This window comes from Frankia sp. AgB1.9, from assembly GCF_016786355.1.
Taxonomy (GTDB): domain Bacteria; phylum Actinomycetota; class Actinomycetes; order Frankiales; family Frankiaceae; genus Pseudofrankia.
In genome coordinates this window covers 49,704-76,703 of record NZ_JADWYX010000026.1, presented here as the reverse complement: position 1 = coordinate 76,703, position 27,000 = coordinate 49,704, and the positions used below count along the sequence as shown (strand labels likewise).

The following is a 27,000-nucleotide window of genomic DNA, read 5'->3' as shown; positions in this document are numbered from 1 at the left end:
GGCGGACCAGGCGCATCACCAGACGTAGACCGTGCGGTCCTCGCTGCTGGCGACGAGGGTGCCGTTGCGTGGGGAGAAGGCCAGCGCGGTCACGGCCGCACCGGGCCCGGTGAGCGGTTGGCCGACCGGCGTGGGGCTGGCCGGCCGGGTGACGTCCCACAGCGAGACGGTGCCGTTGTCGCCCGCGGCGGCCAGCGCGCGGCCGTCCGGGGAGAACGCGACCGACCGGACGGAGCCGCCAGATCCGACCAGCGGCTGCCCGAGGGGCGTCGGACCGCTGGGCCGGGTGACGTCCCACAGGTAGATCTTGCCGTCGCCGCTGCTGGCCGCGAGGGTGTGGCTGTTCGGGGAGAACGCGACCGACAGCACGAAGTCGGTGGGTCCGGTGAGCGGCTGGCCCAGCGGGGTGGGACTGGCCGGCCGGGTGACGTCCCACAGCGCGATCTCGTGGTTGTAGCCGCCGATGGCGAGCGTGTGGCCGTCCGGCGAGAAGGCCACCGCCCGCACGGAGCTGCCCGGACCTTGCAGCGGCTGGCCGAGCGCCGTGGCGCCGGTCCCGGTGATGCTCCACAGGTAGACCTTGCCGTCCCCGCTGCCCGCGGCGAGCGTGTGCCCGTCGGGGGAGAAGGCCACCGAGCGCACCCAGTCGCCCGGCTCGGTCAGCGGCTGGCCGAGGGGGGTGGGGCTGGCCGGCCGGGTGACGTCCCACAGGTAGACCCGGCGGTCGTCACTGCCCACGGCCAGAGTGTGGCTGTCGGGGGAGAAGGCCACCGACGACACCCAGCTGCCGGGGCCGGTCAGCGGCTGGCCCAGCGAGACGGGGCTGGCCGGCCGGGTGACGTCCCACAGGTAGATCCGCTGGTCGACGCTGCCGGCGGCGAGGGTGTGCCCGTCCGGGGACAACGCCACCGACTGCACCTTGTCGGTCGGCCCGGCCAGCGCGCGGCCCGCGCCCGTGGGCAGGGCGAACGTCGGCGCGACCGACGGCTTGGCGGTTGGGGCGACGCTCGAACCGCTGCCACCACTGCCGAGGACGTTGGTCAGCAAGGCGACGGTGACCGTCCCGGCGGCCACGAGCGCGGCGACGAGGGCGATGGTGGTCCGGCCCTGCCGCGGCTTGCGCTGGACGACCGTCTGGTGCGACGGCTGGCCGGCATACGAGGTGACCAGGTCGGCCCCCCCGGCCGGGGTCTCGAAGCGAGCGGTGGCGTCCCTGCTGGAGACCTTGCCCGTGTAAGCGGGAGGGGGCGTCGACGGGCGGACGCCGGAGCGGTCCGGGGACCCGGCAGGAGCGGGAGGCGCCGCGTCCGCCGGCTCGGCCAGGGGGGCGGTCGGCCGCGGGCTGTGGAGAAGGTCGAACAGCTCGGCGGCGGTGGGCCGGTCGGCGGGGTTCTTGGCCATGGCGCGGGCGACCAGGGGGCGCAGCCCGACGGGGAGGCCGTCCAGGACGGGCGGGTCGTAGGCGACGCTGAGCATGACGCCGGGCAGCGAGTCACCAGAGAAAGGAGGGCGGCCCGCGGCGGCGTAGGCGAGGACGGCACCCCAGGCGTGAATGTCGGCCGTCTCGGAGACCGGCTGGCTCAGTGCCTGCTCGGGGGCCATGAAGGCGGGCGTGCCGATGGTCCCCTCGGTGAGCATGGTGGTGGAGTCCATCGCTCGGGAGATGCCGAAGTCGATGACCCTGGCCCCGAAGGGCGAGAGCAGGATGTTGGACGGCTTGAGGTCGCGGTGGACCAGCCCGGCGGCGTGGATGGCGCGCAGCGCGGTGGCGACGGCAGTCGCCAGCCATTCGAGCTCGGCGGCGGACAGCGGGCCGCGGTCCCGGATACGCGCGTCGAGCGTCGGCCCCTCGATGTACTCGGTGACGAGGTACGGCCGGCTGCCGGCGGTGTCCACGTCCACGACCGGGGCCGTCGCCGCATGGGCGACCCGCTGCGCGGCGTTGGCCTCCCGCAGGAACCGTTCCCGGAACTCCGGGACGCGCGCCAGGTCGGCCCGGACTACCTTGATCGCGACGAACGGCCCGGTGCCGTCGCGACGGCCCAGGTAGACGCTGCCCATCCCGCCCTCGCCGAGGCGCCCGAGGACGTGGTAAGGGCCGAGCACGGACGGATCGGACTCTTCGAGGGCCGTCACCCCCTGCGGCAGGTCAGCCACCGAACCCCCCCAATAGCCGCCTGCCTGGTCCCCAACCAGGGCGAAGGCGATCTCCCCCGCCCGATTTATACCGGACCGACCGTCGGGCTGCACAAGGGCGGCGTTACTGGAGCATGCCGGCTCGTCGGGCGACGGTGACGGCCGCGGTGCGGTTGTTGACTCCGAGCTTGCTGCGGATGTTGCGGAGATAGGCCTTGACCGTCTCCGGGCTCACCACGAGCTGCTGCGCCGCTTCCGCGTTGGACAGCCCTTCGGCCACGAGCCGGAGCACGTCCAGCTCGCGCCGGGTGAGGGCGCGGCCGTCCTGGTCCGGCATAGCCTCGAGCATGCTCTCCGCGAGCAGCTTGCGGATGGCCGCGATGCGCTCCCGGGCGGGCGCCGCGGCGACCTCGCGGGACAGCTGCGCCAGCTCGGTGAAGATCTGGGCGAGGGCCCGTTCGTCGACGTTCCACCGCTGCGGGGAACCGAACTGGTAGCTCCGCGCGGCCCGGGCGATGTAGGTCTCCAGCTGCTGCATGAACGTCAGCGCGGACCGGGTCGTCGCGGTGCCGAACGGCTTTCCGGCCCGTTCCCCCAGGTACATGACGTAGGCCACGCGGCCGCCGAGCCGCAGGGGCATGGCGAGCAGGGAGCCGAGGTCCTCGCGGCACTCGACTCGGCGTCGCCCACTGGAGTCGACGACTGGTTTGTTGGCGTAGTCGTCGGACACGGGCCGCCCCAGCGTGACAACCCGGCCGCCTGCGCCGCGCCCTGGCGCCAGCGTCAATCCCAGGCACGCGTCGGTTCGCGCGCCGTCGGCACAACGAATCGTCAGAATCCTGGTCCGCGGGTGGACGCGGCCGGCAAGGGTGAGATCGACACCGGTGCGTTCCCGCAACTCGAACGCGGCTCCCGCGAGGAACTCGTCAGCGACATTGTCCTGGCACGGCTCTGGCATAGCTCGTCCTCCTCGACACCCCCGCCGCTGTCGCGATCCGGGGATGTCCGCGGGCCTGGGCGGACCCGATCAGGACGAGACACGTTGTCCCTCGAGTGCGACAGGCCGATCGGTACCGTCTCGCGCCGGCGGTCGCCAGTTCCCGCCCGCGCGCATATAAAGACCTCGCCGAGCCACGCGCTCCAACGGCGGCCGAGACGGTCGGGCCCGGCAGTCGCGCGATGCCCGCCGAGGGTTTGCCGACGATGTCAAAGAATGTCGGCGATGCCCCAATTCAGGAGCGTACGGCCACTCTCGGATCCGCGGCAACCAATGCTCCTGGCCGACTCAGGCGGGGGTGAGTCCGGACAGGTCCCGGGTGGCGACGCTGTTGCGGTCGCTGACGGCGGCGCCCAGCGAGAACTGCGGCCAGAGGCCCGAAAGCTCCTGCCGGCTGCGCTCGCTCCACTGGCGGGCCAGGTCGGTGCGCGACTTGTAGAAGTTCAGCGCATATCCGCCGGAGTGGACCCGCAGGAGGGAGAAACCGCCCGGGTACTCCTTGGACGCGCAGACCTCCTGCAGCACGACGCGCGGCGCGGCCTGGCTGACGGTCCGGTGGTTGCGATGGGTGTGCCCGGCGTGGTGGAGGAACACCCCAGGGGTCGACGCGTACGTCGACAGCAGATCGTTCGCCTGGGTGGCGTCGAGCATGCTGCTCGGGCCGCCGCCGAAGGGCGTCCCGTTGACCACCAGCGGGTGGTGGCCGAAGACGATCGTCGGCTGGTCGCGGTGCGCCTTCAGGTCGGCGGCCAGCCAGGACCGCTGGGCTGGGGACATCCCGCCGGCGTCGCCGCCGTTGCCCGCCTTGTCGTAGGTGTCGAGCCCGACCACGTGCAGGCCGTGGAGGTCGTGCGAGAAGTACGTCGGCGTTGACGCCCCGAAGAAGTCGTCGCGGAAGCAGTCGTTGCCCTGCCACTCGCCGGGGCTGCAGGCGGCGTAGTCCGCGCCGACGTGCGCCCGGTCGTGGTTGCCGCGGGCGACGAAGTAGTCCTGCCGGTAGGTGCCGAAACGGTCGAGCAGCGTTCGGGCCCGGCTGACGTCGGCGGTGCGCGCCTCGCTGGAGATGTCTCCGGCGGCGAGCAGGTAGTTCGCGCCGCGAGCGGTCGCCTCCGAGACGAGCCCTTCGAGCATGATCTCTGGGTATTTCGGGAGCCCGGGCTGCTGGGAGATGCCCTTGATGGTGGTGCCGCCGACCAGGCCGGCGACGGTCTCGCCGAGGTGCAGGTCGTTGCACAGCGCGATCGAGAACAGGTGCCGCCCCGCTGGTGGCTGCGGCGTGGTGAAGACGAAGGGGCCGTCCGCGCCGGCCGGTGCGGCGGTGCCCGCCGCGTTGCCGTTCACCAGTGGCAACGGGGTGGGCGCGGCGGTCTTGCCGGCCGACGCCGCCCGGTAATAGTAGGTCTGGCCCGGTTCGAGCCCGGTCAGCTCGACGTAGTGGTACGGGGTCAGCCCGCCCTTGTCGTGCGCGGTCATCGTGAGCCGGGACGGGCTGGTGCCGTAGGAGATCTGCCCGTCGGCGGGTTGGGGCAGCAGCCGTTTGGTGCCGTCGTCGGTGCCGGGGATACCGGTGTACCAGGTGATCACGGCGCTGGTCTCGGTGAGCGTGACCAGCTCCAGGTTCACCGGGCTGACCGTGCGCGGGTCGACGCCGGCCGTCGTCGCGGCCGCGGTGGCCCGGGCGGCGGACTCGTCGGGATCGGAGCAGGCGACGAGTGGCGCGGCGGCGATCAGCGCGGACCACAGCAACAGGTCGCGGCGGGTGACGTGGCAGCGGCAGGGCACGGCGGCATTCTCCCGCAGGCGTTCCGGCCTGGAGGTGAAATCGTCCTGGCCTTTCGCGGTCCGGACGGCTCCCTGGGATTCGGCCGGCTGATGGCCGACGGATTCAGCCCCGACCCGTGGCGACGACGCTCAGCCGGCGCGCCCGCGACGCAGCCGGCGAGAGGCGATCCCCGTGAGGACGCGGACCGCGACGACGACGAGCACCGTGAGGATCCGGCTGGCCAGCCCGACAGGCCCCCAGGCCAGGACGCCGACGGTACCGAGCAGGCCCACGACGGCGAGACTGGCGACGAGGACCCGGAGCATCGGGTCGCGCCCGATGAGATACCAGAGGTGGCGCCGCAGCGGCGGGGTGAGCCGGCGCAGCCACCAGACCAGGAAGCCCAGCCCGACCGCCTCGCCGACGATCCAGATGATCGTGAAGGGGACCGGCAGCCGGCCCGTGGCGTCGCCGAGCAGGAGCAGGGGCCTGGCGAGCACGACGGTGAAGACGACGACGGCGAGGCAGGCCCGCCCGACGATGGCGTACACGGCCAGGCGCAGGTTGTGCTGGGCGACCGTGTTCCGAGGGTCCGCGGCGGCGGCCTGGATCAGGCCTTCGCCGGCCTTGCGGAACTTGCTGGTCCGCAGATCGAGGACGGCGAGATTGTTGCGGGCGGCGGCGTTGCCGGGGTCCCGGCGAAGCGCCTCCTCGAAGGCGAAGCGTGCGTGGGCGGCATTGGTCTTCATGAAGATCCGGCCGTAGGCGATATGCGGTGAGGCCTCCTGGGGAGCCAGCCGGATCGCCTGGGTCGCGGCGTGGACGGCCTCCTGCTCGCCCCAGGGCACGTCCTGGGCGGTGTCGGCGAGCTGGACCCAGCCCTGCCACAGATCCGGCGCCAGGGCGGTGGCACGCCGGGCCGCGTCCCGGGCCAGCTGAGGTCGTCCGAGCCGGTCGAAGGCGACGCTGACCAGCCGGTGCGCCCACTCGTCGTCAGGACTGACCGCGACAGATCGCTGGGCCACCTGTAGCGCGCCCGCCGCGTCGCCCACGCCCAGCAGGGCGCGGGCGAGCAGGCACAGCACGTGGCCGTCGTCCGGGTACTGGCCCAGCAGCGCCGCGGCGCGGCCGCGGGCGTCGTCATACCGGCCCACGTCGAGCAGGTGGGCGATCGCCTCGACGGCGGTGGCCCGATCGAGACCGGCGGCCTCGCCGGAGGGCTGCGTACCGGAGGGCTGGGCCGGGGTCACAGCCGCCTGGCCTTCTTGAGGTAGGCGCGCAGGTCGGCGTAGGTGCCGTCGTCGTCGGCGAACAGCACGACGTTGCGGGCGATGTCGAACCACGGGCCCATCGAGGGACGGACCTCGGCGACGGCGGCCTGGAGATCGGCCATCCCCACCAGCCGGGCCTGACCGGTGCTGACGCTGTCCAGCAGCGCCCGCTCCACCGCGGTCTCGCAGATGTGGGCGATGTCGGCGCCCGAGTACCCGTCGGTGGCCTTCGCCAGCCGGCCCAGGTCGACGCCCGCGACGGGGCGCTGGGAGAGGTGGTACCGGAAGATCGCCTCCCGGGCGGGCTGGTCCGGTGGCAGGACCAGCAGGGTGCGGTCCAGCCGGCCCGGGCGCCGCAGCGCCGGGTCCACGTCCCACGGGTGGTTCGTCGCGGCGAGGACGAAGACGCCCTCGTTGAGCCCGTCGACCCCGTCCATCTCCGCGAGCAGCTGGGTGACGGTGCCGCGGGTCGCGGACTGGCGGGTCTGGGACCTTTTCTGGCCCAGCGCGTCCACCTCGTCGAGGAAGAGCACGCACGGGGCTTCCCGCCGGGCCAGCTGGAAGAGCTCGTGCATGTTGCGCTCGCTGGAGCCCACCCACATGTCCAGGACGTCGGCCAGCCCGACCGAGAGGAACTTCGCCCCGAGCTCTCCGGCGACGGCCCTGGCCACGAACGTCTTCCCGCAGCCGGGCGGCCCGTACAGCAGCAGCCCGCCCCGCAGGCTCTTGCCGTAGAGCCGCCGCAGCTCGGGGTTGCGCATCGGCGCGAGGAACGCCTGCTCCAGCCGCTTCTTGACCTGCGCCATCCCGCCGACGTCCGCCAGCGTCACCTCGACGCCGCGCACCTCCCAGGCGTCGGTGAGACCCGGCTGCGCGGGCGAACCCTCGGCTGGCTCGGCGCCGACGAAGGGCGGCGGCACGAGGTCTCCGAGATCGCGTTCCGCGGCGCCCCAGTCGAAGGCGCCCCGCGTCGGCGGACCAGCGGCGGGAGCCTCGGGCTCGGCGGAGCCCGCGACCGGGTGCTCGGGCGTCGGGTCGACCGGTCGGACCGGCACGTTGTGCCCGGCATCGGGGGAGGGCTGAGCCGGTGCGGTCGGCTTGAGCGTCTCGGTCGGTGTGAGGGCCTGGATCATGAGCTCCCGGGCCTGGGCGTTGTCCGGTGCCCGCCGCAGCGCCTCGGCGCACATGGCGACGGACTCGTCCCGCAGGCCCTGGCGCAGCAGCTGCTCGGCGAGGTGCAGCCGGAGCGGCAGATCGTCTGGCATCGCCGCGACCGCGCGCCGCAGGCTGTCGAGGAGCGGGTCAGCGCCGCCTTCCGCGCCAGGAGTGATCACCACAGACCGCATCGTAGGGGAGAACCCACCCAAACGAGACGCCGGCCGCCTGTCCGGAGCCGTACCCGCCCCGGGGTCTGACCTGCGCGTTTGCTGCGCGGCGTGGCGTCAGATGATCATGGATGACCGCGGTCCTCGGCCTGGACGCGTGGGCCCGACGGACGTCGGCAGCGCATTTCCCTGATATTCGTGGCCGTGACGCCAATTCACCCTTGTCTGTCCTGATTTACGCGGCTCTGGGGCTGGATATCAGACTGGCCGACGTCGTGGTTCATGGGATTGTCTTCCGTCGTCAATCCGGCGTGCGACCGCGATTTACCGCGCGTAGTGATGCTGTCGATGTCCGTATCCGAGTAGCGGTTATTTTGTCGCGTGCTGCGAGTCGACGTTTCGAAGTACTCCAGTCGCTGATACCCGTCCATGGAGAGTGACGTGCCTTTCAGCCACCGTGGCCTCGACATCCCGCACCGTCCGGCCGGATCATCGCTGTGATTCTGGAGGTGGATGCCGGCCAGACGATCCGCGTGCCGCGCACCGCGGCCGTCGTCCAACACCTCACCCAGCACGGAATCGAGGACGGGCTCGCTCGGCTCGGTCTGCGACTGGAAGTCCGCACGGCAGTCGGGGCTGTGGCCGAGGGTCGCGAATGGATTCCGGCGCTCCAGCGTTTCCGTGGCGCGGTTATCTGGGAGAACGGTCTGCGGCCGGCTTTCCGGCGGTCCGAGGGACTGTTGCTCGATCCGGATCCGCACGACGAGCTCGGCTATCACCTCGTGCTGCGCACGCTGGAGGACGACGCGATCGCCGCCTGTCTGCGGGGTGCCCCCGTGCGGCTGCTCCCCGACAGCCGGGTGCTGGACTGGGACCCGGCGCTCGCCGAGCGGCTCCTCGCCGAGCGGGGCTACGCGCCGGCGGATGTGCTGGAACCGGGCCGGCTCGTCGTGGCACCCGCCTGGCGACGGACCGGTGTGGCGACGGCGATGTGCCTGGCGGCCTTCGGCCTCGGCAGGGTGACGGGTCACCGCCTGCTCTGGTCCACGGTCGGAACCGGGCGCAGCCAGGACAGGATGGTGGCGGACGTGGGCTGGCAGATCCGGGACGAGTTCGGCCGGCGGCCGGCACCGGAGCTTCTGGACACCCTCTGCGTCGCCACCGCGGAAACGATGTCGGTGCGCGCGGACCTTGAGCCCGTCGTGGTGGCGTTCTCCGTCCTGATCGGCGATCTCCTGCACCGGGCTGGGAACTCCGCGAACGCCGCGACGGAGGGTCCGCGCGACCTGGTGACCGGCGTGCGGTCCGGAGGGCGGCCATGAAGGACGACATCCTGGCCGTTCTCGCCCAGTCGCCCGACCGGGCCGCCGACGGCGACTCCTGGCGGCCGCTGCTGTTCGACCTCGCGGACGACGGCCAGGCGGCGGAGCTTCAGCGCCTGTTCGCCACCGGAGCGGTGCTGCACGTCCACGACACGATCGCGGAGCAGTTGCGCGAGCTGATGGCGGTGCGTGACCCGCGCAGGCTGCCGGCCGCCGAGCTGGACCGGCGCGTCGAGGAGCATCTCGCCGGCCGGGATCCGCGTCTGCACGGCACCTGGGTGTTCTACCCCTGGAGCGGCCGGCTGGTGCACCTGCTGACGCGGGAGGAGTTCCGCCAGGTCCGCGCGGACCGCAACCGTTACAAGATCACGTCGGCGGAGCAGGCGAGCCTGGCGACCCGGCGGATCGGCGTCATCGGTCTGTCGGTCGGGAACATGGCCGCGATCACGATGGCCCTGGAGGGCATCGGCGGGATGTTCCGGCTCGCCGACTTCGACCAGCTCGGCCTGTCGAACCTGAACCGGCTGCGCGGCGCGGTCCACGACCTCGGGGTCGAGAAGACCGTGCTGGCGGCGCGTGAGCTGTTCGAGATCGACCCGTGGCTGGAGATCGAACTGCACCGCGACGGCGTGCAGCCCGAGACGGTGGACGACTACCTCGTCGGGGGCGGGCGTCTCGACCTCGTCGTCGAGGAATGCGACGACCTGGGCGTGAAGCTGCTGGCCCGGGAGCGGGCCCGCGCCCACCGCATTCCCGTCGTCATGGACACCAGCGACCGCGGGCTGCTCGACGTCGAACGGTTCGACCTGGAGCCGGATCGCGCCGTGCTGCACGGCCTGGTCGGTGACGTGAGCGCCGCGAGCCTGCGTGGCATGACGGCCCTGGAGAAGGTGCCGATCGTGCTCGCGATCGTCGACGAGCGCCAGATCAGCACCAGGATGGCGGTGTCGCTTCCCGAGGTGGAGCGGACGATCGGCGGCTGGCCGCAGCTGGCGTCCGGCGTCGCGCTCGGCGGCGCCCTGGTGGCCGACGCCGCGCGGCGGATCCTGCTCGGCGAGTTCACCGCGTCCGGCCGCTACTACGTCGACCCCGCGGACCTCGTCGCCGACGACCGTGGCGCGCTGCGGGAGCCGGTCGATCCGCCGCCGGCCTTCGAGGTGGCGCCGGAGGCCCGCCGGCTGTTGCCGCTTCCCCCACAACCGGACCGGGAGGACGCGCGGAACCTCGCTCCGGCCGCCATCCGCTGGATCGCCGCGCTCGGGACGGCGGCGCCCTCCGGCCACAACAACCAGCCCTGGACGCTGCGCTGGTGGGCCCGGGATAGCACCCTCGAATGCCGCCACGACCCGAGCCGGGACCTGCCCATCCTCGACTTCGAGCTCGGCGGCACCTGGGTGGCCTTCGGGGCGCTGATCGAGAACGTCCGGCTGGCCGCGCGCCATCTCGGCCTCGATCCGCTGGTCCAGCCCTGGCCGGACCCGTCCGATCCCGGCCTCGTCGCCGCCATCCGGCTCACCCCGGGCCACCCCGGCGAGACGGACCCGCTGCTGGCCCAGGTGACGGCCCGGGTCACCAACCGCCGCCGAGACCCACGCGTGCCGCTGGCCGACGCCGACGCCGCCGCGCTGCTGGCCGGCTGCGCCGGCGCCGGCGTGGACGCCCAGCTGCGGCTGCTGCGGGAGCCGGCGGATCTCGACGACCTGGCGGCGCTCATCGGTGCCGGAGATCGGGTCGCCCTGCTCGACCAGAACCTGCACCACGACATCAGCCACGCCTTCCGCTGGACGCCCGACGAGGTCCGCGCCCAGCCGCACGGCCTCGACGTGGCGACCCTCGAGTACAACGCCGCCGAACGCGCCGCGCTGCGCCTGAGCCAGCATTGGCGGATCATGGAGGCGATCGGCCGGCTCACCGGCGGCCGCGGCCTGGAGGACGGCGGCCGCCAGCTCGTCGGCTCGGCCTCGGCGGTCGGGCTCATCACCGTCCCCGGCACCGGGCGGCACAGCTATCTGCGCGGCGGCCAGGCCCTCCAACGCACCTGGCTGACCGCGAGTGCCCACGGCCTCTCGTTCCAGCCGCTGACTGGGCTGCCCTACCTGTTCGCCCGGCTGGAACGGGGCCACGGCGCGGGGCTGGCCGACCGCACCCAGAACGAGCTGCGTGAGCTGCGCGGCAGGTTCGGCAAGCTCTTCGACACGCGCCCCGACCAGGCCGAGGTGTTCCTCTTCCGCGTCGGCCGGGCCGGACCACCGACGGCGCGGTCACTGCGCCGCCCCCTTGACGACATCCTCACCATCGTCTCCGGCTGAGGAGGCCTCGGCCGGACGCTGACCCCGCTCGGCCGCCTTGGATCAGGCTCCGACGGACATCGCCTGGACGGCCGCCGCGTTCTGGCGTTCGAGCGCCTTGACCGCGCCGCCGCGCCAGCCCTCGGCCACGGCCGCCGACATGGGATCGGGGAAGATCTCCTCGTCACCGTTCTCCACGCCGTCGAGGATGGCGCGCGCGACGGACTCCGGCGCGGCCTTCGGGATGTCCCAGCCACGGATCATGTCGGTGTCGATCGGGCCGGGCAGGGCGGCGTGCACGGTCACCCGCCCGGCCAGCAGCGCGCGCAGCGACTGTGACAGGGAGAAGGCGGCCGCCTTGGAGATCGCATAGGCCGGGGTGATCGGCACCGTGGCGAGGGCCGCGAGCGACAGGACGTTGACGATGGCTCCCCGCGAACGCGTCAGCAGCGGCAGGAACGCCTGGGTCACGCCGTAGGTGCCGAAGAGGTTGACGGCGAGATGCTGCTCGATCGCGGCGGGATCGCCGAGGTCGTCGAGGACCGAGAGGCCGGCGTTGTTGATGAGGACGTCGAGGGATTCGACGACCTTCACGGCCGCCTGGATCTGCGCCGTGTCGGTCACGTCCAGGAAGAGTGGCGTGACGCGCGGGTCGCGGTGGGTCATGGGCTGACGGGTGGCCGCGTACACCCGCGCCGCCTCCCGCCGGAGCGCGTCCTCGACCAGTGCCTGGCCGAGGCCGCGGTTCGCGCCGGTCACCAGGACCGCCTTGCCCTTGATGGTCATCGTCATGAGTTATCGAGCCCCGTCCGTCATGTGCAACCAGTGGTTGCACATCAACGTACCCGCCGTTGCCGACATGAGCAACCTTTAGTTGCGTGTCTGGCTCCGATGCGGGGCACGCGCGATCTCGCGTTCGACCGCGTGACGATGGCATCCGCCCCGCGATCGCGGACGGTCGCGGCGACGGTGACCAGCACCGCGACGGCCTGGCCCCCCACGGCCGGCCGTCCACGGGCAGGATGGCGGGGTGAGCGCCTACTGGATCAACGTGTTCAAGGAAATCGTCGACGAGCGCAAGGTCGCCGCGTACGTGGAGCTGGCCGGCCCGGCTCTGCGCGCCGGCGGCGGCAGGTTCCTGGCCCGAGGCCTTCCCGCCCACACCTTCGAGGCCGGGGAGGCGACCCGCACGGTGCTCATCGAGTTCGAGTCGGTCGAGGCTGCCCTGGCCGCCCACGACAGCGCCGCCTACCAGGAGGCCCTCGCCGCGCTCGACGGCGGCGCCATCCGTGACCTGCGCATCGTGGCGGGCGCGTAGCGGCTCCGCGCTGGGGAAAGATCGCGCCGTGTTGGCCCACGCCGTCCGCGGCCGCGCACCGGGTTCGAGTTCCGACCTAGCTGGGGGGAAGGACCGCCGCCGCGGTCCTGGCGAGGTGGGGCCAGACGCTGGCCGTGAGCTGTTCGGGGGTCTCCGGGCAGCCGCGGCGTAGCCAGTCGATCACGAGGCCGAGGAGGGCGCCGGCCAGCACCGCGGCGGCGGGGTCGTCGGGGAGGCTGGCCGGGTCGTTGGCGTGGGTTTCGGCGTCAGGTTCGGTGAGATTGACGTGGACGGCAATCGTGAGCCGTTGGAGCAGGTAGTTGATGACCCTGGCGCTTCCGTCCTCGCCGAGGAGTGCCCGGTAGAGGTCGGCGCGTTCGCCGACGTGCGCGAGCACCCCCGCCAGCGCCTCCCGGGCGAGACGGTGCTCGTCGGGTGAGTCGTCGGGCATCAGCACCGGCGACGCGGAGATCATCTCGTCGAACATCGCGGTGCAGGCGCTCGCGGCCAGGTCGTGTACGTCGCTGTAGTGCAGGTAGAACGTGGTGCGGTTGACGTCGGCCAGGGTGGTGACGTCGGAGACCGTGATCTGGGCCAGATCCCGCTCGCCGACGAGCCTCATCAACGCGCCTTCCATCGCCGCGCGCGACCGGCGGGACCGGCGATCGAGGGGTTGCCGGGCAGCCACCTCATCAGGATACTGACCGACATACGTCTAATAATCGACATCTGACGTCCAATGGGCGGACAGGTGGTCGGCCGCACCCTGAAGAAGGCGGATCATGGAACGCGATGTCGCTGTGGTGATCGGTGTCGGTGGGATGGGCCTGGCGATCGCCCGCCGGATCGGCTCCGGCGCCCAGCTTCTGATCGCCGATTTCGACGAGGCGATCCTGGCGTCGGCCGCCGAGAGGCTGGAGGCCGAGGGTCACGCCGTGGCCACGGCCGTGGTCGACGTGTCCTCGCCCGAGTCCGTCGTGGCGTTCGCCAAGCAGGCCGGATCGTTGGGGCCGGTGCGGTCGGTCGCGCACACGGCCGGGCTTTCTCCCGTGCAGGCTCCAGTGGCCGCGGTCCTGGCGGTGGACCTGCTCGGGGTCGCGTTGGTGCTGGAGGAGTTCGCGGACGTCGTCGCGCCGGGCGGGGCCGGCGTCGTCATCTCCAGCATGGCCGGGCACCTGACGCCGCCCCTGCCGCCGGACGTCGCCCGCCAGCTCGCCACCACCCCGGCGGCCGAACTGCTCACGCTCCCGGCCACCAGCCTCGAACTGTTCTCCGACAGCGGCCAGGCCTATGGCTTCGCCAAACGTGCCAACCAGGTCCGCGTGCAGGCGGCCAGCACCACCTGGGCCGGGCGCGGCGCGCGGATCAACTCCATCAGCCCCGGCATCATCGCCACCCCGATGGGCGCCGCCGAGCTCGCCAGCGAGAACGGCGCCATCATGCGCATGATGATCGACGCCTCCAACGCCAAGCGGCTCGGCACCCCCGACGACATCGCCGCCGCGGCCGCGTTCCTGCTCAGTCCCGCCGCCAGCTTCATCTCCGGCATCGACCTGCTCGTCGACGGCGGCTCGGTCGCCGCCATCCTGACCGGCGCCCTCGGCTAGCGATCGCCAGCCGGTGTCGTCCCAGGCGTCCGCGGCGCCCGAGGTCCGTCCGTCACCTTGATCGCCGTTTTCGCCCTCTGGTGGCTGTGAAAAAGCCCCAGTAACGACCACCGGAGGGCCGAAACAGCGATCACGGGAACCACCCGCGAAAGTGGCGCGGGCCCAGGCTGGTGCCGACGACGTACGTCGCTCACCCCGTGTAGGAGGACCGGGCCTACGCCCTCAAGGGTCGGCGGCGTCAGAACGTGGCGACTGCCGTCGGGTCGCCTCGTAGCTCGACCTGCGCGACCGAGCGTCGGCCGAAGGCGTGTAGCAGCAGCTCCTCGGGGAGCCCGGCTATGACGACGGTCGGCCCGCCCCGCCGGAGGACGCGCCGCTCGTGGGTGTCGGTGCGCTCGGCGACTATCTCGGCGTCCGTCCCGCGATATCCGGAGCGGGCCAGCAGCCGCAACGCCGACCAGATCCTGGTGCGTATGGCGGGATCGACCTCTCGCGAGGTGAAGCCTGGCCTGGCCCGGTCGACGTCGGCGTAGTGGACGTAGAACTCGTTCGTGTTGGTGGCGTCGTCGAATCGGCGAATCCGGGCCGGATTCCAGCGAGGCGGACCTGAGCGGAACATCTCGACCAGGTCCGGGAAGGAGTGCGCCTGACCGGTCGCTCGCTCGGCGCGCTCGGTGACCCCGTGCAACGCGGGAACCACGAGGCCGGGCGCCGCGTAGGGCACGCGTTCGCGGGTGACGAGGTGGGCCACGAGGTCGTGCGTCGTCCATCCGGTACACAACGTCGGCCGGTCCGGACCGGCCTCGGACAGCAGATCCGCCAGGGACGCACGCTCCGCGCGGGCGTACCCGGTCTCGCGGCCGGGCGCGGCGACGGCGCCCTCAGGGGCAGCTCCCTTGTGGTCATTCGGCAGCATGGAGCGTGGCCTCCTGGCTTCGCTTGATCGAAATCGACGGGGCGGACCTGGTCCGGACCGCTCGGGCACCCTGACCCACCGCGGATCGGGCTCTGGCGGGCGTCCGCTAGGTCAGGCCGACGAACGTCGTATTGCACGCAATTTTATTGCGTCATCGGCGACGAACGCAAGCGAGGGGGCGGTCCGTGACGCCCACCGCTCGCCCCGACGGGTCGATACATCTAAATTTTTCGGGGCGTCGCGGCTAGAGTCGGGCGTCATGAGAATCGACGGCGGGCTGCCATCCGTGCTCGCGCGGGTGCCGGCCACAGCGGCCGCGCTGGAGCGGCAGGGGTACGACGGCGCGTGGTGCGGCGAGGTGAACCATGATCCCTTCCTGCCGCTCGTGCTTGCCGCGGAGCACACGTCGCGCCTGGAGATCGGGACCTGCATCGCGGTGGCGTTCGCGCGTAACCCGATGTCCGTCGCGCAGCTCGGCTGGGACCTGCAGTCGTATTCCGGGGGCAGGTTCGTCCTGGGCCTCGGCTCGCAGGTTCGCCCGCACATCGAGAAGCGGTTCGGCATGCCGTGGGGCCAGCCGGTCAGCCGGATGCGGGAGTTCATCCTGGCCCTGCGGGCGATCTGGACGTCCTGGCAGGACGGGACGCCGCTGCGGTTCGAGGGTGAGTTCTTCACGCACACGCTCATGACGCCGACCTTCGTCCCCGAGCCGCACGCCTACGGCCAGCCGAGGGTCTTCGTGGCCGCGGTCGGGACGGCGATGACCCGGATGTGCGGCGAGGTGGCGGACGGCATGCACACCCATGCCTTCACCACCCGCCGGTACCTCCAGGAGGTGACCCTTCCGGCGCTGGCGGACGGTCTCACCCGAGCCGGCCGGGGCCGCGGTGACATCCAGGTCTGCTACCCGGCCTTCGTGGCGACCGGGCGCACGGCGGCCGAGGTCGAGGTCACCGCCGACGCGATGCGCCAGCGGATCGCCTTCTACGGCTCGACCCCCGCGTACCGGGGTGTGCTCGACCTGCACGGCTGGGGCGAGCTGCAGACCGAGCTGCGGGCGCTGTCGCTGCGGGGGGAGTGGGCGGCGATGGGCAAGCTGATCGACGACGAGGTCCTCGACGCCTTCGCCGTCGTCGGGCCACTCGACACGCTCGCCGACCGCGTCCGGGAACGCTTCGAGGGCGTGGTCGACCGGCTCATGTTCAGCCTTCCGGAGGGCACGCCCGCGGAGACAGTCGCGGCCGTGTTGGAGGCGGTGCGCGGGCCGCGCGCCGGGTAGCCGGCCTCGGGCCGGAACGGCGAGGTTCGACTGGTCACCGCGGCCCACCGACGAGCAGGCAGCCGAGGCCGTGAGGCCACGCGCTGCCGGGTCAGTCGGCTCGGTGCACGTCCAGACGCTGGAACTTCGGGTCGCGGCGCTCGAAGAAGGACAACGCACCTTCCACGGGGTCGGCGCGTTCGAACGACTCGTGCATCAGCGCGTCAGCCTGGTCGACCGCCTCCGCCAGGGCCTGCTGGAGGTGCTGGTAGACCAGCTGCTTCGACGCCATCATCGAGAACGGCGACGCGACCCGGGCTAGCTGCGCGATGTACGCGCGGCACTCGTCCAGCAGGCCTTCTGGCGGGACGACGCGCTGCGCGAGGCCGATGGCCAGCGCCTCCCGCGCGGGGACGACGCGGGACGTCCACAGCAGGTCAAGGGCGTGCGCCGGCCCGATGAGGCGTGGAAGCAGCCAGCTGACGCCCTGCTCCGCGATCAGGCCGCGACGGGAGTACACCGTCGTGAACCCCGCGGTGTCGGCGGCGAACCGCAGGTCGCAGGCCGCGGCCAGCAGGAACGCCCCGCCGGCGCACACCCCGTTCACCGCCGCGATCACCGGCTTACGGATCGCCAGCGGCCAGGTCAGCATCCGCGCCATGTCCGCCATGGCAGGGGAGCCGGGGAACGGCCCGCCCCAGCCCCCCTCGTCCGCTGGCCGCCGCGCGGCGTCAGGGCCTCCACTGACCTGGGCCTGCAGGACGGAGACGTCGAGGCCGGCCGAGAAGGCCCGGTCGCCCGCGCCGGTCAGCACGATCCCGACCACTCGGCGATCCTGCTCCGCGAGCGAGAACGCCTCCCGAAGCTCCCGCAGCGTCTGCCCCCGGAAGGCGTTCATGCTCCCGGGCCGATCGATCGTGACGACCGCGACGGGATCCTCGATCTCCAGGCGGACATCCTCGAACGCGGAAGCCGCCGTCATGCGCTGGGCGGGAGCTCGTAGAACTGGGTGGCCCAGCGGCGGTAGGCCATGTAGGGCTTCGCGTCCTGGATGGCGAGCACGGGGTGGTCGATGTAGTCCTGGTAGCGCCAGATCTCGAGGTCGTCGTCGAGGGTGGAGAGGAACTCCTTCTCGATGCGTTCGAGGACGTCGGGCGGCGGGGTGTCGGACTCGTCGCCGGGGAGGCGGGGCCACCAGATCGAGTAGAACATGTCCGAGCAGCCGTCCTCGACGGGCGTGGTCGCGAAGATCAGGCGGTAGTTGGTCGTGCCGTCGAAGGCGCTGATCGCGCCGCCGAGGCCGAACAGGTAGCTGTGGATGTTCAGCGCCATCGCGGCGGGGTCGTCGCTGCGCTTGTCGGGCCAGCCGGTCTCGAACAGCCAGCCGTGGTCGTCGGCCTGCCAGTCGACCAGGACCGGTGTGACGGTGGCGTGGTGGACGTAGCGGAAGTGCATGCTGTCCGCGGCGTTCTCGCCCGGGATCTGCGGGTGGACCGGTTCGCGTTCCATCTTGCGCGACATGGCTGGGTAGGGCGGGTAGTAGGCGCCCGGGTCGGTCTCGTACTGGGGGAAGATCCGAAAAATATCGGGCATCTCCCAGCCGGGCTCCGCGCCCTGGGGCTGGTGCCAGACGAACACGCAGCCGTACTGCTCACGGACCGGGTAGACCCGCAGCTGGGCGGCGCGGTTGGGCTTGTCCTGGTAGGGGATGTAGCGGTTCCGGCCGTCCGGTCCCCAGCCCCAGCCGTGGAACGGGCACTCGATGCAGTCGCCGTTGACCTTGCCGCCGTGCCCGAGGTGCGCGCCCAGGTGCCGACAGTGGGCCTGCATCACGTGAAGCTCGCCGTCGTCGTCCCGGTAGGCGACCAGCTCCTCGCCGAAGTACCGCAGCGACCGGACCGCCCCGGTGGCGAACTCGCCCGACCAGCCGACCATGAACCAGCCGGTGGGCTTCCAGGTGAACGGAACCTTCATCCGACTTCCCCTCGCTAAAAGCTCTAGATTTATCTAACACCCGCTCGGAGGGGTGGCAAGGACGTCACGACCTGGCACGAGCGAGCTGGACCGGTCATGTGCTCCTCGGCAGGGGCAGACGGGCACGTGGGCTGACCTGCGGATCTCGCCGGGGCGGCGCCCTGTGTGGATAATATATATAAAGATCTTAAGCGCCGAGCGTCCAGTCGGACGGATGGCGCCGGATCCGTCGCCCGGCAGGCGGCCGACCTCGGGAGAGACTGATGGACCTGTCGTTGGATGAGGCGTCCGCCGCGGCGCGGGACCTGGTCGAGGCCGTCCTTGCTCGCCATCCGGGCCTCGCGGCCGCGCGGGCCGCCGAGCCGCTGGGGTATGACCCGAAGCTCTGGGCCGAGCTTTGCGCGGCCGGGCTGCCCGGCCTGGCGGTCGGCGTGGAGCACGACGGCGGCGGCGCCGGCCTGCACGCGTCGGTGATCGCCGCGGTCGAGCTGGGCCGCGGGCTGGCGCCAGTGCCGTTCGCCGAGCACGTCGCGGCGGCGCGGCTGCTCGCCGCCGTGGCGCCGGGTCATCCCGACCTGCCGGCCGTCGTCGCGGGTGAGCTGGTCGCGACGCTGGCTACCCGGGTGCGCGCCGGTCTCGGCGTGGCGGTTCCAGCGGGTGCGGTCGCCGGCCTGGTGCTGGCGGTCGTCGACGGGCAGGTGGTCGCGAAGCGCGGTGAGCCGCCGGCCGCGACGGCCAATCAGGGGGACCTGCCCGTCGCCGACCGCGACCTGGCGGGTGCCGTGGTGCTCGGCGGGGAAGAAGCCGTGACGGCCTTCGCGCGGGCGCGGGCGGAGTGGTTGGTCCTGGTGGCCGGCTGGCTGGCCGGTCTCGCGGACGGCGCGCTCGGTCTCGCGACCCGGTGGGTGAAGGAGCGGGTCCAGTTCGGGGTGCCAGTCGGCTCCTTCCAAGGCGTCCAGCACGGCCTCGCCGACCTGCCGGGACTCGTCGACGCCTCCGCGCTGCTGGCCCGGGAGGCGGCCTGGAGCCTGGAGAGCGGGCAGCGGTCGGTGACCGGGGCCGACGGTCGCCAGCTCGCGTTCATGGCGGCGCTGTTCGCCACCGACGCCGCCCGGCAGTCCGCCGAGCGCGCGGTGCAGTACCACGGTGGGCTCGGGGTCGCCGTCGAGCACGACGCCCAGCTGTACTTCCGCCGCGCCCGCGCCTATCCGGCGCTGGCCGGCGCCCCGCGCGCCCTGGCCAGGGAGCTGGGCCGCGACCTCGTCGACAACCAGGCCGGCGACGACGTGGCGCCCACCGCGGCGGCGGCCCAGGCCGACGGCGGGCCCGGCTTCGCCCACAGCCCTGCCGTCGCGGCGTTCGCCGCCGAGGTGCGGGCCTTCACGCGGTCCTGGCTCACCGACGAGGTCCGCGCACAGGCCCGCCGGACCGGCACCGTGCACGTGCCCGCGCTGCACCGGGCGCTGGCCGAGCGTGGCTGGCTCGCCGCGTCGGCGCCGGGGGAGCGCGCCGCCAGGGATCCCTTCGAGCTGGGCGCCCTGTTCCGGGAGCTGGAGCTCGCCGACGCCCCGTACCACGGGATCGGCACCACCATGATCGTCGCCGGGGTGCTGGACCAGCTCGGGAGCCCGGCGCTGCGGGCCGAGGTGCTGCCTCGGCTGCTGGCCGGCGAGGCGACGGCGGTGCTCGGCTACTCGGAGCCGGGCGCGGGCTCGGACGTCGCGTCCGCGCGCACCCGGGCCGTGCCCGTGGACGACGCGCGGTCGGCCTGGCGGATCGACGGCCAGAAGATGTGGACCACGCTGGCGCACACCGCCGCGCACTGCCTGCTGCTGACCCGCACCAACCCCGACGTGCCCAAGCACCGTGGCCTGACGATGTTCCTGGTGCCGATGGACACCCCGGGGATCACGATCCAGCCGATCCACACGATCGCCGACGAGCGGACCAACGTGGTCTTCTACGACGACGTGATCGTCCCGGACTCCTGCCGGATCGGCGAGGTGGACGGGGGCTGGCGGGTCATGGCCGTCGGGCTGAGCCTGGAACGCGGCGTCATGGGCAGCACCGCGATGCTGGAGCCGCTGCTCGCCGCGGTGACGGCCTGGGCCCGGGTTCCAGGCCCGGCGGGAAGCTGGCTGGACGGAGAACGGCCGGGCGACGACCCGGCCGTGCTGACGGCGATCGCGCGGGCCCGTGCCGACGCCGAGGCCGCGTTCCTGCTCACCCAGTGGACCGCCTGGCTGAACGTCGCCGGCCAGTCTCCCGCGGTCGCCGGCACCATCGCGAAGCTGTTCGCCTCGACGGCCTACCAGCGGGCCAGCCGCGAGCTGCAGGACGTCGCGGGCCTGGGCGGCATCCTGCGGGCGTCGGCCACGGGCGGCGTCGTCGCGTCCGCCGCCGACGGCGAGATCGAACGGGCCGCCCGCCACTCGTGCGTCGTGACCATCCAGGGCGGCACCACCGAGATCGCCCGCAACCTGGTCGCCGAACAGCGCCTCGGCCTCCCCAAGACGCGCCAGGGCACCCGGTCCCAGGCCTGACCGGGAGCCGAGACCCATCCAGTGATGATGAACCGCTGGACCTGAAATATCTAGAGGTATAGAAAGGGCTGGGTCGGCGACGCCGTGCCCGTGCCGCGTGGCCGCGAAGGCGGCCGTGCGGCGTGCGCAGCGCTGAAGGAGAGAACTCGTGACTGTCCTCGTCGAGCAGCAGGGCGCCGTGCTGATCGTCACGCTCAACCGCCCCGAGCAGCGCAACGCTCTGGACGGCGCGACGATGGCCGGCGTCGGCCGGGCTCTCTCCGACGCCGAGGGCGACGACACGGTCGCCGCGATCGTGCTGACCGGTGCCGGTGACGTGTTCTGCGCCGGCCTGGACCTGAAGGCCTTCGCGTCGAGCGGCACCCAGCTCGCCGAGAGCGGTCCAGGCCTGGAGGTCTTCACCCAGCGGCTGTACCCGAAACCGATCATCGGCGCGGCGAACGGCCCCGCCGTCGCGGGCGGGTTCGAGCTGCTGCTGGCCTGTGACCTGGTGGTGGCCGCGGACAGCGCCCGCTTCGGGCTGCCGGAGGTGAAGCGGGGCCTGGTCGCGGCGGGTGGTGGCATCCTGAACCTGCCGCGCCGGCTGCCGCTCGCGCTCGCACTGGAACTGGGCCTGACCGGTGACCCGGTCGACGCGGCCCGGGCCTACGAGCTCGGGCTGGTCAACCGCGTCGTCCCGGCGTCCGAGGTGCGCGCCGAGGCCCTGAAGCTGGCCGAGCGGATCGCCGCCAACGCCCCGCTCGCGGTGCGGTTCACCAAGGAGCAGATGCGCACGGTCGGCGGCGGAACCGACCCTGAGGAGCTGAACCGCTTCCACAAGCTGATCGGCCCGATCTTCGGCAGCGACGACGCCAGGGAAGGCGCCGTCGCGTTCGCCGAACGGCGGCCGCCAGTCTGGACCGGTCGGTAGGCGGGCGCCCGGACACGGTTCCTGGCTCTTTGCGTTCCGGCCAGTACCGCGGCGGTGTTTCCACGGGCGAGGTCGTCAGTGTGGGACGAGTGAAATCCTCCCAGTCGGGAGAATGACGGCGCCGGGGCGGGGCGGTGATCGTTGGGGGGTACCTGTTCGCGACCTCCGCGCGGGCTGTTTCGATGATGAGGACAGCGTGCGCGACGCGCGAGCAGACCGGCCGCGTTACCGGGCGAAGGCCCGATGACGTGACGGCGCCCGCCCGGACGCGGCCGGTTGACCTGACCTGGGGAGTCTGATGGGCATCGGCAATCATGGCGCGGCACTGCGCGGGCGACCGGCACTCGACGCCGCCCGCGTCTCCCGCCTCGCGTCCGCCGGCCTGGTGTCGGAAGGTTCCGCGTGACCGAGCCCGCTTGGAAGCTCGCGGCCGCGGACGGGACTGTCTCCTGGCCGGAGAACTCGTTGGAGCGGCTGCGGTCCACGGCGTTACGCGCCATGCGGACCCATGCGGACCTCGACGGGGTGTGCACCGGCTGCGGAGGCCGGTGGCCCTGCTCGATCGTGGTTCTGGCGGACAGCAACCTGGCCCTGCTCGACCAGCCCGACTATTCCCGCGACGCCGTCGTCGCCACGGACAGCCTGGGAATCGACGCGACCCTGCCGACTCGCCTGCCCAGACCCCGCGCGGCCCTCGACGCGACGGTCGGCGAGCGGGCACGGCCTCCGGGCGGCAGGCAGAACTGGGCTGCCGACCGGTAGCGATGCCGGTCATTGCCACCTGCCAGCGGGTTCCCGGCATTCGCGTAAGGCAAAGCCGGCACGACTATTTGCTGCAGGGGCCTGATCTGGTCACGGCCAGGATGTGTCGCCGCGCAGGACGACACTGGTCCAGACCTCGCCCAGGGCGTCCGTTGTCGCGCTGATCTCCGGGTCGGTGGGCGTCGGGCCCAGCGACAACAAAACGTGCACGTTCATCATCGCCAGGGCGCGAGCGACGGCCCGCGCCCGTTCGCCGTCGAATCCGCGCCGCTCAACGAGGAGCTTCGCGCCGACCGTTACCAGTGGCTCCAGCAGCGTGGTGCGGGCCCGATCCACCTCGGCGTCCTCGGCGGCGGACCACCACACGGCGCGCAGCAGCGTCGCGTGCGTCGTGTACATCCGCGCGGCCTCGGCGAGCGCCGCCGTCCCGGCGACCAGCGGGTCCGCCGCGCCGGACCATCGCCGCATGCTGGCGTCGAGGTCGGCGCGCAACGGCGCGACCAGCTCGCGGATCAGCTCGGCCCGGTCGGCGAAGTGCACGTAGAAGGTCTTGCGGGTCATCCCGGTGCGGCTCATCACGGAGGCGACCGTGAAGTCGGCCGCCTGCCCGTCCTCGAGGACCGCGCGCGCCGCCTCCAGGATCTCCCGTCGCGCCACGGTGGGGGTTCGCCGCACCCTGCGCGCCGGGGGCCCTCCCGCATCTACTGCCACCGTGGCAGTATAGGTTCTTCCTACTGCCATGCCGGCAGTAGCGCGGTCCGTGGAGATCCGCGAGTCACGAAGGAAGGCGCCGATGACCGAGCACGGGCACCAAGAGGTCCTGTCCACCCCCGCCGGCCGCCGCAGGGCGCTCCGCTCCCCGGCTGTCTGGTTCTGCCTGCTGGTGGTCGGGGTCTTCGGCGTTCGAGCGGTGACCACTCTCGGAGCCGGAGCCAGCTGGACGACGCCCGGGACGGGCTGGCGTTCGGTCTGGCAGCTCGCCATGGTGGCGCTCGCCGCCGGCGGCCTGCTGTTCCCGCGCCGGCGGCTCTTCTGCGTCGTCGCGATCGGACTGACGTATGCCGCGGCCACTCTGCTCGAAGCGTCCGTCAGCAGCACGATCCTGATCGGCGCGATCCCGGTCGACATGCGCGACCGAGTGATCCATCCGCTGGTCGCGGCCCTGGCGGCCGTCTGCCTCGCTGCCCGGATCATCCGCTCGATGCCAGGCCTGCCAGTGTCGTCACCCAGGCCGTGATCGCGAGTCTGGCCCTCGGGTGGTTGCGCTGAGGGCCTTACTCGCGACCATGAGAGGGCGCAAACGGCGATCACCCCGCTGGGGCGACCTGCGTGGAGCCGGCGCTAGGCCTCGTCGAGGCTGCGCAGGATCGGGTTCAGCTGGTCGTTGAGCTCCCGGACGATGACGCTCACGGCACGCTCGGCGTGTTGCGGGATGTCCTTGTCGTGGGCTGGGAGCGGGGGTAGCTCGGCGACCGGAAGGGGCGTCTGCGCGAGGAGCACCGCGCGGAGGTAGGGATGCGCGGCCGTCTTCTCGGAAGACGGTTCCACGAACTGGCCGAAGACCTGTGGCCAGTCGCGCCAGCCGCGGTCGTGCTCCCAGGCGCGCGACGCGCTGAGCTGCCCGGGCCGCGGCGAGACCAGGCGGACGTGGGCGTCCAGCCCGCCGTCCCACTCGCCCCGGTGGCAGGAGGCGTCGAGGATCCGGCTGTGCCAGCGGACGAATCCGGGGTCCAGCCGCGGTTGCGTCGCGAGTTCCCAGGCCAGGCAGGCGAACCGGACCGGCGCGATGTCCTCGAGGGCCGGGCGGAACCGATCGCTGTTCGCCGCCACGTACGCGGCGTAGCGGCCGCCGGTGTCGCTGGACTGCGCCCGGTCGTAGTCATGATCGATCCAGAATGCGTTCCGCTCCCGCACGCCGTCCCCCTCGGGTCGCGTCGGTGCCGCCGGCAGGCAGGTCCCCTGACGTCAACCTAGTGCCGCCCTGGCCGGGGTTCTGTTGATCCGGCGCGGCATCGGTTGTTGTTTCTGCGCGTCCTACGGCTGGCGCCCGAGGAAGGTGCGTCGATATTCCCGGGGTGGCACCCCGCGGCGCTGGACGAACTGGTCGCGCAGGGCGGCGCTGCTGGTGTATCCGACGTGGTGGGCGATGTGCTCGACCGGCAGGTCGGTGGTCTCGAGCAGTTCCTCGGCCTGGTTGAGGCGTTGGTTGGTCAGCCAGGCGCGTGCCGGCCCGCTGGCTTGATCGCCGTTTTGGCCCTCAAGTGGTCGCAAAACCGTTGCGGTTACAGCCACGTAAGGGCCAAAACGGAGATCTTGCCGGTCTCGGGGCGAGGCCAGCGTTGTCGGCCGTGGCACTAGGCGGCCTGGTAGCCGGGGATGTCCTCGACGCGGCGGTAGACGGGCAGGCCCCGGTCCTGGGCGATCTGGACGTCCTGGTCGGCGCCGGTGGACTCGCCGGGCAGGCGCAGCACGGCGTCGCAGTTCTGGAGCAGGCGTTGCGCGGTGGGGTACATGACCTGTTCGGCGACCGGGTCGGTCGGGCCGGTGGCGCCCGCGCCGCGCAGCACGGGCAGCGCGACCCACTCTCCGATCATCGGGACGTGGCCGCTGCGGAAGATCGGCCAGGCGGCCTCCTCCAGGCGGGCCAGGTTGCGGGCCATCGCCTCGGGATCGTCGCCGGTGCCGGATCGGTAGGGCCCTGCGATAAGAATCAGCATGCCGCCGACAATATCGTGCATGAGTCGGCAAGAACAAGGGGAAACGTGCATGCTTGCTGCTCAACGCCGCGATCTTCTCCTCGGGCGCCTGCGCGCGGACGGCCGGATCGTCGCCAAGGACCTCGCGGCCGAGCTCGGCCTGTCGGAGGACAGCATCCGCCGCGACCTGCGTGACCTCGCGGCGGCCGGACTGTGCCAGCGGGTCTACGGCGGTGCGCTGCCCGTCTCGGCCGCGATCGTCGACTACGTCGGGCGCCAGGAGGTCGAGGTCTCCGGCAAGCAGCGCGTGGCCGTCGCGGCGGCCGCGCTGATCGAACCGGGCAGCACGGCCATCCTCGACGGTGGCACGACGACGTTGGCCGTCGTGCACGCGCTGCCCCTCGACCTGCGGGCCACCGTCGTGACGCACAGCCCGACCGTGGCGAGTGCGCTCGTCGGCCACCAGGACGTGGAGGTCTATCTGATCGGCGGCCGGCTGTTCAAGCACTCGATGGTCGCCTGCGGTGCCGCCGCCGTGGAGGCCGCGCGTGGGCTGCACGCCGACCTGTTCCTACTCGGCGTGACCGGCGTGCACCCCGAGGTGGGGCTGACCACCGGTGACGCGGACGAGGCCGCGATGAAGCGCGCGCTGGCCCGCCAGGCCGCGGACACCTACGTGCTGGCGAGCTCGGAGAAGATCGGCGCGGCGTCACGGTTCGCGGTGCTGCCCCTGGTCGACGTCGCGGGGATCATCACCGACGCCGCCCCGGACAACCCGACCGTGCGCGCCCTGGACGTGCGGGTGATCCACGCTTCGTAGTGGCCGCCGCCGCTCCGCCGGCATGACCGGCGAGGAACGCCAGAGCGACCGTCTGCTGGCCCGCGTCGCTGGTAAGAACATCGTTCCACGCCAGGGGGTGCCCCCGACTCTCGCTCACCGCATGTAGTGACAGTCTCTGTTTCGCTGTCGACTCGGAGACTGAAACGCTATTCTAATCGCGCCAGACGAGGTTCGCGGTTGGAGGAGCACAGTGCGCTGCCTGAGCGGGATGCGGTTGCCGTTGGTGGCGGCGCCGATGACGCAGGTCTCGACTCCCGCGCTGGTCGCCGCCGCGCGGGCGGCCGGCATCGTCGGTGCGTTTCCGACCAGCAACTGCCGCACGTCCGCGGAGCTCGACGAATGGTTCGACGAGATCGAGGCCACCACGGCCGCGCTTTCCAGCGGGCCAGCGGGGCCGTTGGCCGCCAACCTCATCGTGCACGGCTCGAACCGGCGACTGGACGACGACCTCGCCCTCGTCGCCCGCCGCCAGGTCGACTTCGTCATCACCAGCGTCGGCAGCCCGGTCCGGGTGGTGGCCGACCTGCGCCAGGCCGGGATCGCCGTGGTCGCGGACGTCGCGTCGCTGGCGCACGCCGAGAAGGCGTTGGCCGCCGGAGCCGACGGGCTCGTCCTGCTCAGCGCCGGCGCCGGCGGCCACACCGGCTGGGCCAACCCCTTCGCCTTCGCCCGCGCCGTCCGGCGCTTCTACGACGGCCTCCTCGTGCTGGCCGGAGGTGTCAGCGACGGAGCCGCGCTGTGGGCGGCGATCGCCCTCGGCTACGACCTCGGATACATGGGAACCAGGTTCATCGCGACAGCCGAGGGCGGTGCGTCGCCCGCGTGGCGGCAGGCGGTCGTCGACGCGCGGCTCGACGACATCACCGTCGGAATGTCGCCCACCGGCGTCAAGGCCAGCCTGCTCCCCGCCCACGGGAGCGCCGGCCACACCGTCTCAGGAGTGGACGCCGTGACGACCGTCCGCCAGGTGGTCGACCAGACCGAACGCGAATGGGACGACGCCCGCGCCCGGACATCGCGCGCACTCACCCAGCCGGCGAACCCGCCCGCCCAGCGCCCTGCCTAGGAGGTACT

Annotated in this window: 25 protein-coding genes; 11 read left to right on the top strand and 14 right to left on the bottom strand. The window is 72.3% G+C overall.

What is annotated here, in order from left to right; translation table 11 throughout:
• Positions 1-15: 15 nt before the first annotated feature.
• The 5 genes from I6A60_RS12730 to I6A60_RS12710 all read right to left on the bottom strand — a co-directional run bounded on the left by I6A60_RS12730 (position 16) and on the right by I6A60_RS12710 (position 7,512).
• Positions 16-2,157, bottom strand: a complete 2,142-nt coding sequence (locus I6A60_RS12730; protein WP_203023077.1) for a WD40 repeat domain-containing serine/threonine protein kinase — start codon at positions 2,155-2,157, stop codon at positions 16-18.
• A 103-nt stretch (positions 2,158-2,260) separates the two neighbouring features.
• Positions 2,261-3,094 carry a LuxR C-terminal-related transcriptional regulator gene (locus tag I6A60_RS12725; protein WP_203023076.1) on the bottom strand — a complete coding sequence of 278 codons (834 nt, stop codon included), beginning with the start codon at positions 3,092-3,094 and terminating at the stop codon, positions 2,261-2,263.
• A 327-nt stretch (positions 3,095-3,421) separates the two neighbouring features.
• Positions 3,422-4,915 (bottom strand): metallophosphoesterase family protein, encoded by a 1,494-nt coding sequence (locus I6A60_RS12720; protein ID WP_203023075.1) that lies wholly within the window; start codon positions 4,913-4,915, stop codon positions 3,422-3,424.
• 129 nt (positions 4,916-5,044) lie between these two features.
• Complete coding sequence (locus tag I6A60_RS12715; protein WP_203023074.1) at positions 5,045-6,145, bottom strand: tetratricopeptide repeat protein; 1,101 nt, start codon at positions 6,143-6,145, stop codon at positions 5,045-5,047.
• Positions 6,142-7,512: a 26S protease regulatory subunit gene (locus I6A60_RS12710; protein WP_238435310.1), complete on the bottom strand. Its 1,371-nt coding sequence runs from the start codon at positions 7,510-7,512 to the stop codon at positions 6,142-6,144. Before I6A60_RS12710 ends, I6A60_RS12715 begins: the two co-directional genes overlap by 4 nt.
• A gap of 476 nt (positions 7,513-7,988) precedes the next feature.
• Between I6A60_RS12710 and I6A60_RS12705 the strand changes: the two genes are divergently transcribed.
• Both I6A60_RS12705 and I6A60_RS12700 read left to right on the top strand, forming a co-directional pair.
• Positions 7,989-8,813 carry a hypothetical protein gene (locus I6A60_RS12705; protein WP_203023072.1) on the top strand — a complete coding sequence of 275 codons (825 nt, stop codon included), beginning with the start codon at positions 7,989-7,991 and terminating at the stop codon, positions 8,811-8,813.
• Positions 8,810-11,122, top strand: a complete 2,313-nt coding sequence (locus I6A60_RS12700; protein WP_203023071.1) for an Rv1355c family protein — start codon at positions 8,810-8,812, stop codon at positions 11,120-11,122. Before I6A60_RS12705 ends, I6A60_RS12700 begins: the two co-directional genes overlap by 4 nt.
• A gap of 42 nt (positions 11,123-11,164) precedes the next feature.
• Here the strand turns inward: I6A60_RS12700 and I6A60_RS12695 are convergent, their stop codons facing one another.
• On the bottom strand, positions 11,165-11,887 hold the full coding sequence (locus I6A60_RS12695) for an SDR family NAD(P)-dependent oxidoreductase (protein WP_374113357.1): 723 nt from the start codon (positions 11,885-11,887) through the stop codon (positions 11,165-11,167).
• A gap of 244 nt (positions 11,888-12,131) precedes the next feature.
• Between I6A60_RS12695 and I6A60_RS12690 the strand changes: the two genes are divergently transcribed.
• Positions 12,132-12,419, top strand: coding sequence for a DUF1330 domain-containing protein (locus I6A60_RS12690; protein WP_203023069.1), 288 nt, complete (start codon positions 12,132-12,134; stop codon positions 12,417-12,419).
• 76 nt (positions 12,420-12,495) lie between these two features.
• Here the strand turns inward: I6A60_RS12690 and I6A60_RS12685 are convergent, their stop codons facing one another.
• On the bottom strand, positions 12,496-13,041 hold the full coding sequence (locus I6A60_RS12685; protein ID WP_238435309.1) for a TetR/AcrR family transcriptional regulator: 546 nt from the start codon (positions 13,039-13,041) through the stop codon (positions 12,496-12,498).
• A 160-nt stretch (positions 13,042-13,201) separates the two neighbouring features.
• On the opposite strand from I6A60_RS12685, the gene I6A60_RS12680 reads away from it, so the two are divergent.
• Complete coding sequence (locus I6A60_RS12680; RefSeq protein ID WP_203023067.1) at positions 13,202-14,026, top strand: SDR family oxidoreductase; 825 nt, start codon at positions 13,202-13,204, stop codon at positions 14,024-14,026.
• A gap of 238 nt (positions 14,027-14,264) precedes the next feature.
• Here I6A60_RS12680 and I6A60_RS12675 read toward each other — a convergent pair whose 3' ends face one another.
• Entirely contained in the window at positions 14,265-14,942 is a 678-nt protein-coding gene (locus tag I6A60_RS12675) for a TIGR03085 family metal-binding protein (RefSeq protein WP_203023066.1), read from the bottom strand.
• 259 nt (positions 14,943-15,201) lie between these two features.
• Between I6A60_RS12675 and I6A60_RS12670 the strand changes: the two genes are divergently transcribed.
• The gene (locus tag I6A60_RS12670; RefSeq protein ID WP_203023065.1) at positions 15,202-16,221 is read left to right on the top strand and encodes an LLM class F420-dependent oxidoreductase; all 1,020 of its coding nucleotides are present in this window, start codon (positions 15,202-15,204) and stop codon (positions 16,219-16,221) included.
• 91 nt (positions 16,222-16,312) lie between these two features.
• Here I6A60_RS12670 and I6A60_RS12665 read toward each other — a convergent pair whose 3' ends face one another.
• Together I6A60_RS12665 and I6A60_RS12660 are read right to left on the bottom strand one after the other, a co-directional pair.
• Positions 16,313-17,182 (bottom strand): enoyl-CoA hydratase-related protein, encoded by an 870-nt coding sequence (locus I6A60_RS12665; RefSeq protein ID WP_203023064.1) that lies wholly within the window; start codon positions 17,180-17,182, stop codon positions 16,313-16,315.
• Positions 17,179-18,174 (bottom strand): aromatic ring-hydroxylating dioxygenase subunit alpha, encoded by a 996-nt coding sequence (locus I6A60_RS12660; RefSeq protein ID WP_203023063.1) that lies wholly within the window; start codon positions 18,172-18,174, stop codon positions 17,179-17,181. The genes I6A60_RS12665 and I6A60_RS12660 overlap by 4 nt, the downstream gene beginning before the upstream one ends.
• Positions 18,175-18,437: 263 nt before the next feature.
• Here I6A60_RS12660 and I6A60_RS12655 point away from each other — a divergent pair, with 263 nt between their 5' ends.
• The 3 genes from I6A60_RS12655 (at position 18,438) to I6A60_RS12645 (ending at position 22,389) form a co-directional block, all read left to right on the top strand.
• Entirely contained in the window at positions 18,438-20,717 is a 2,280-nt protein-coding gene (locus I6A60_RS12655) for an acyl-CoA dehydrogenase (protein WP_203042266.1), read from the top strand.
• Positions 20,718-20,865: 148 nt separating this feature from the next.
• Complete coding sequence (locus tag I6A60_RS12650; protein ID WP_203017855.1) at positions 20,866-21,627, top strand: crotonase/enoyl-CoA hydratase family protein; 762 nt, start codon at positions 20,866-20,868, stop codon at positions 21,625-21,627.
• A gap of 402 nt (positions 21,628-22,029) precedes the next feature.
• The gene (locus I6A60_RS12645; protein ID WP_203017857.1) at positions 22,030-22,389 is read left to right on the top strand and encodes a hypothetical protein; all 360 of its coding nucleotides are present in this window, start codon (positions 22,030-22,032) and stop codon (positions 22,387-22,389) included.
• 90 nt (positions 22,390-22,479) lie between these two features.
• Here I6A60_RS12645 and I6A60_RS12640 read toward each other — a convergent pair whose 3' ends face one another.
• On the bottom strand, positions 22,480-23,100 hold the full coding sequence (locus I6A60_RS12640) for a TetR/AcrR family transcriptional regulator (RefSeq protein WP_203017859.1): 621 nt from the start codon (positions 23,098-23,100) through the stop codon (positions 22,480-22,482).
• An 82-nt stretch (positions 23,101-23,182) separates the two neighbouring features.
• Between I6A60_RS12640 and I6A60_RS12635 the strand changes: the two genes are divergently transcribed.
• Positions 23,183-23,626, top strand: a complete 444-nt coding sequence (locus tag I6A60_RS12635; protein WP_203017861.1) for a hypothetical protein — start codon at positions 23,183-23,185, stop codon at positions 23,624-23,626.
• Between the two features lie 104 nt (positions 23,627-23,730).
• On the opposite strand, the gene I6A60_RS12630 is transcribed toward I6A60_RS12635, so the two are convergent.
• From I6A60_RS12630 to I6A60_RS12620, 3 genes are all read right to left on the bottom strand, one after another.
• On the bottom strand, positions 23,731-24,303 hold the full coding sequence (locus tag I6A60_RS12630) for a hypothetical protein (protein ID WP_203017863.1): 573 nt from the start codon (positions 24,301-24,303) through the stop codon (positions 23,731-23,733).
• A gap of 120 nt (positions 24,304-24,423) precedes the next feature.
• Positions 24,424-24,660 (bottom strand): helix-turn-helix domain-containing protein, encoded by a 237-nt coding sequence (locus I6A60_RS12625; protein ID WP_238435307.1) that lies wholly within the window; start codon positions 24,658-24,660, stop codon positions 24,424-24,426.
• 83 nt (positions 24,661-24,743) lie between these two features.
• Positions 24,744-25,106 (bottom strand): DUF4406 domain-containing protein, encoded by a 363-nt coding sequence (locus tag I6A60_RS12620; RefSeq protein WP_203017865.1) that lies wholly within the window; start codon positions 25,104-25,106, stop codon positions 24,744-24,746.
• A gap of 49 nt (positions 25,107-25,155) precedes the next feature.
• Here I6A60_RS12620 and I6A60_RS12615 point away from each other — a divergent pair, with 49 nt between their 5' ends.
• Both I6A60_RS12615 and I6A60_RS12610 read left to right on the top strand, forming a co-directional pair.
• Positions 25,156-25,905, top strand: a complete 750-nt coding sequence (locus tag I6A60_RS12615) for a DeoR/GlpR family DNA-binding transcription regulator (protein ID WP_203017867.1) — start codon at positions 25,156-25,158, stop codon at positions 25,903-25,905.
• A gap of 256 nt (positions 25,906-26,161) precedes the next feature.
• Positions 26,162-26,992: a nitronate monooxygenase gene (locus I6A60_RS12610; RefSeq protein ID WP_238435306.1), complete on the top strand. Its 831-nt coding sequence runs from the start codon at positions 26,162-26,164 to the stop codon at positions 26,990-26,992.
• Positions 26,993-27,000: the final 8 nt, after the last annotated feature.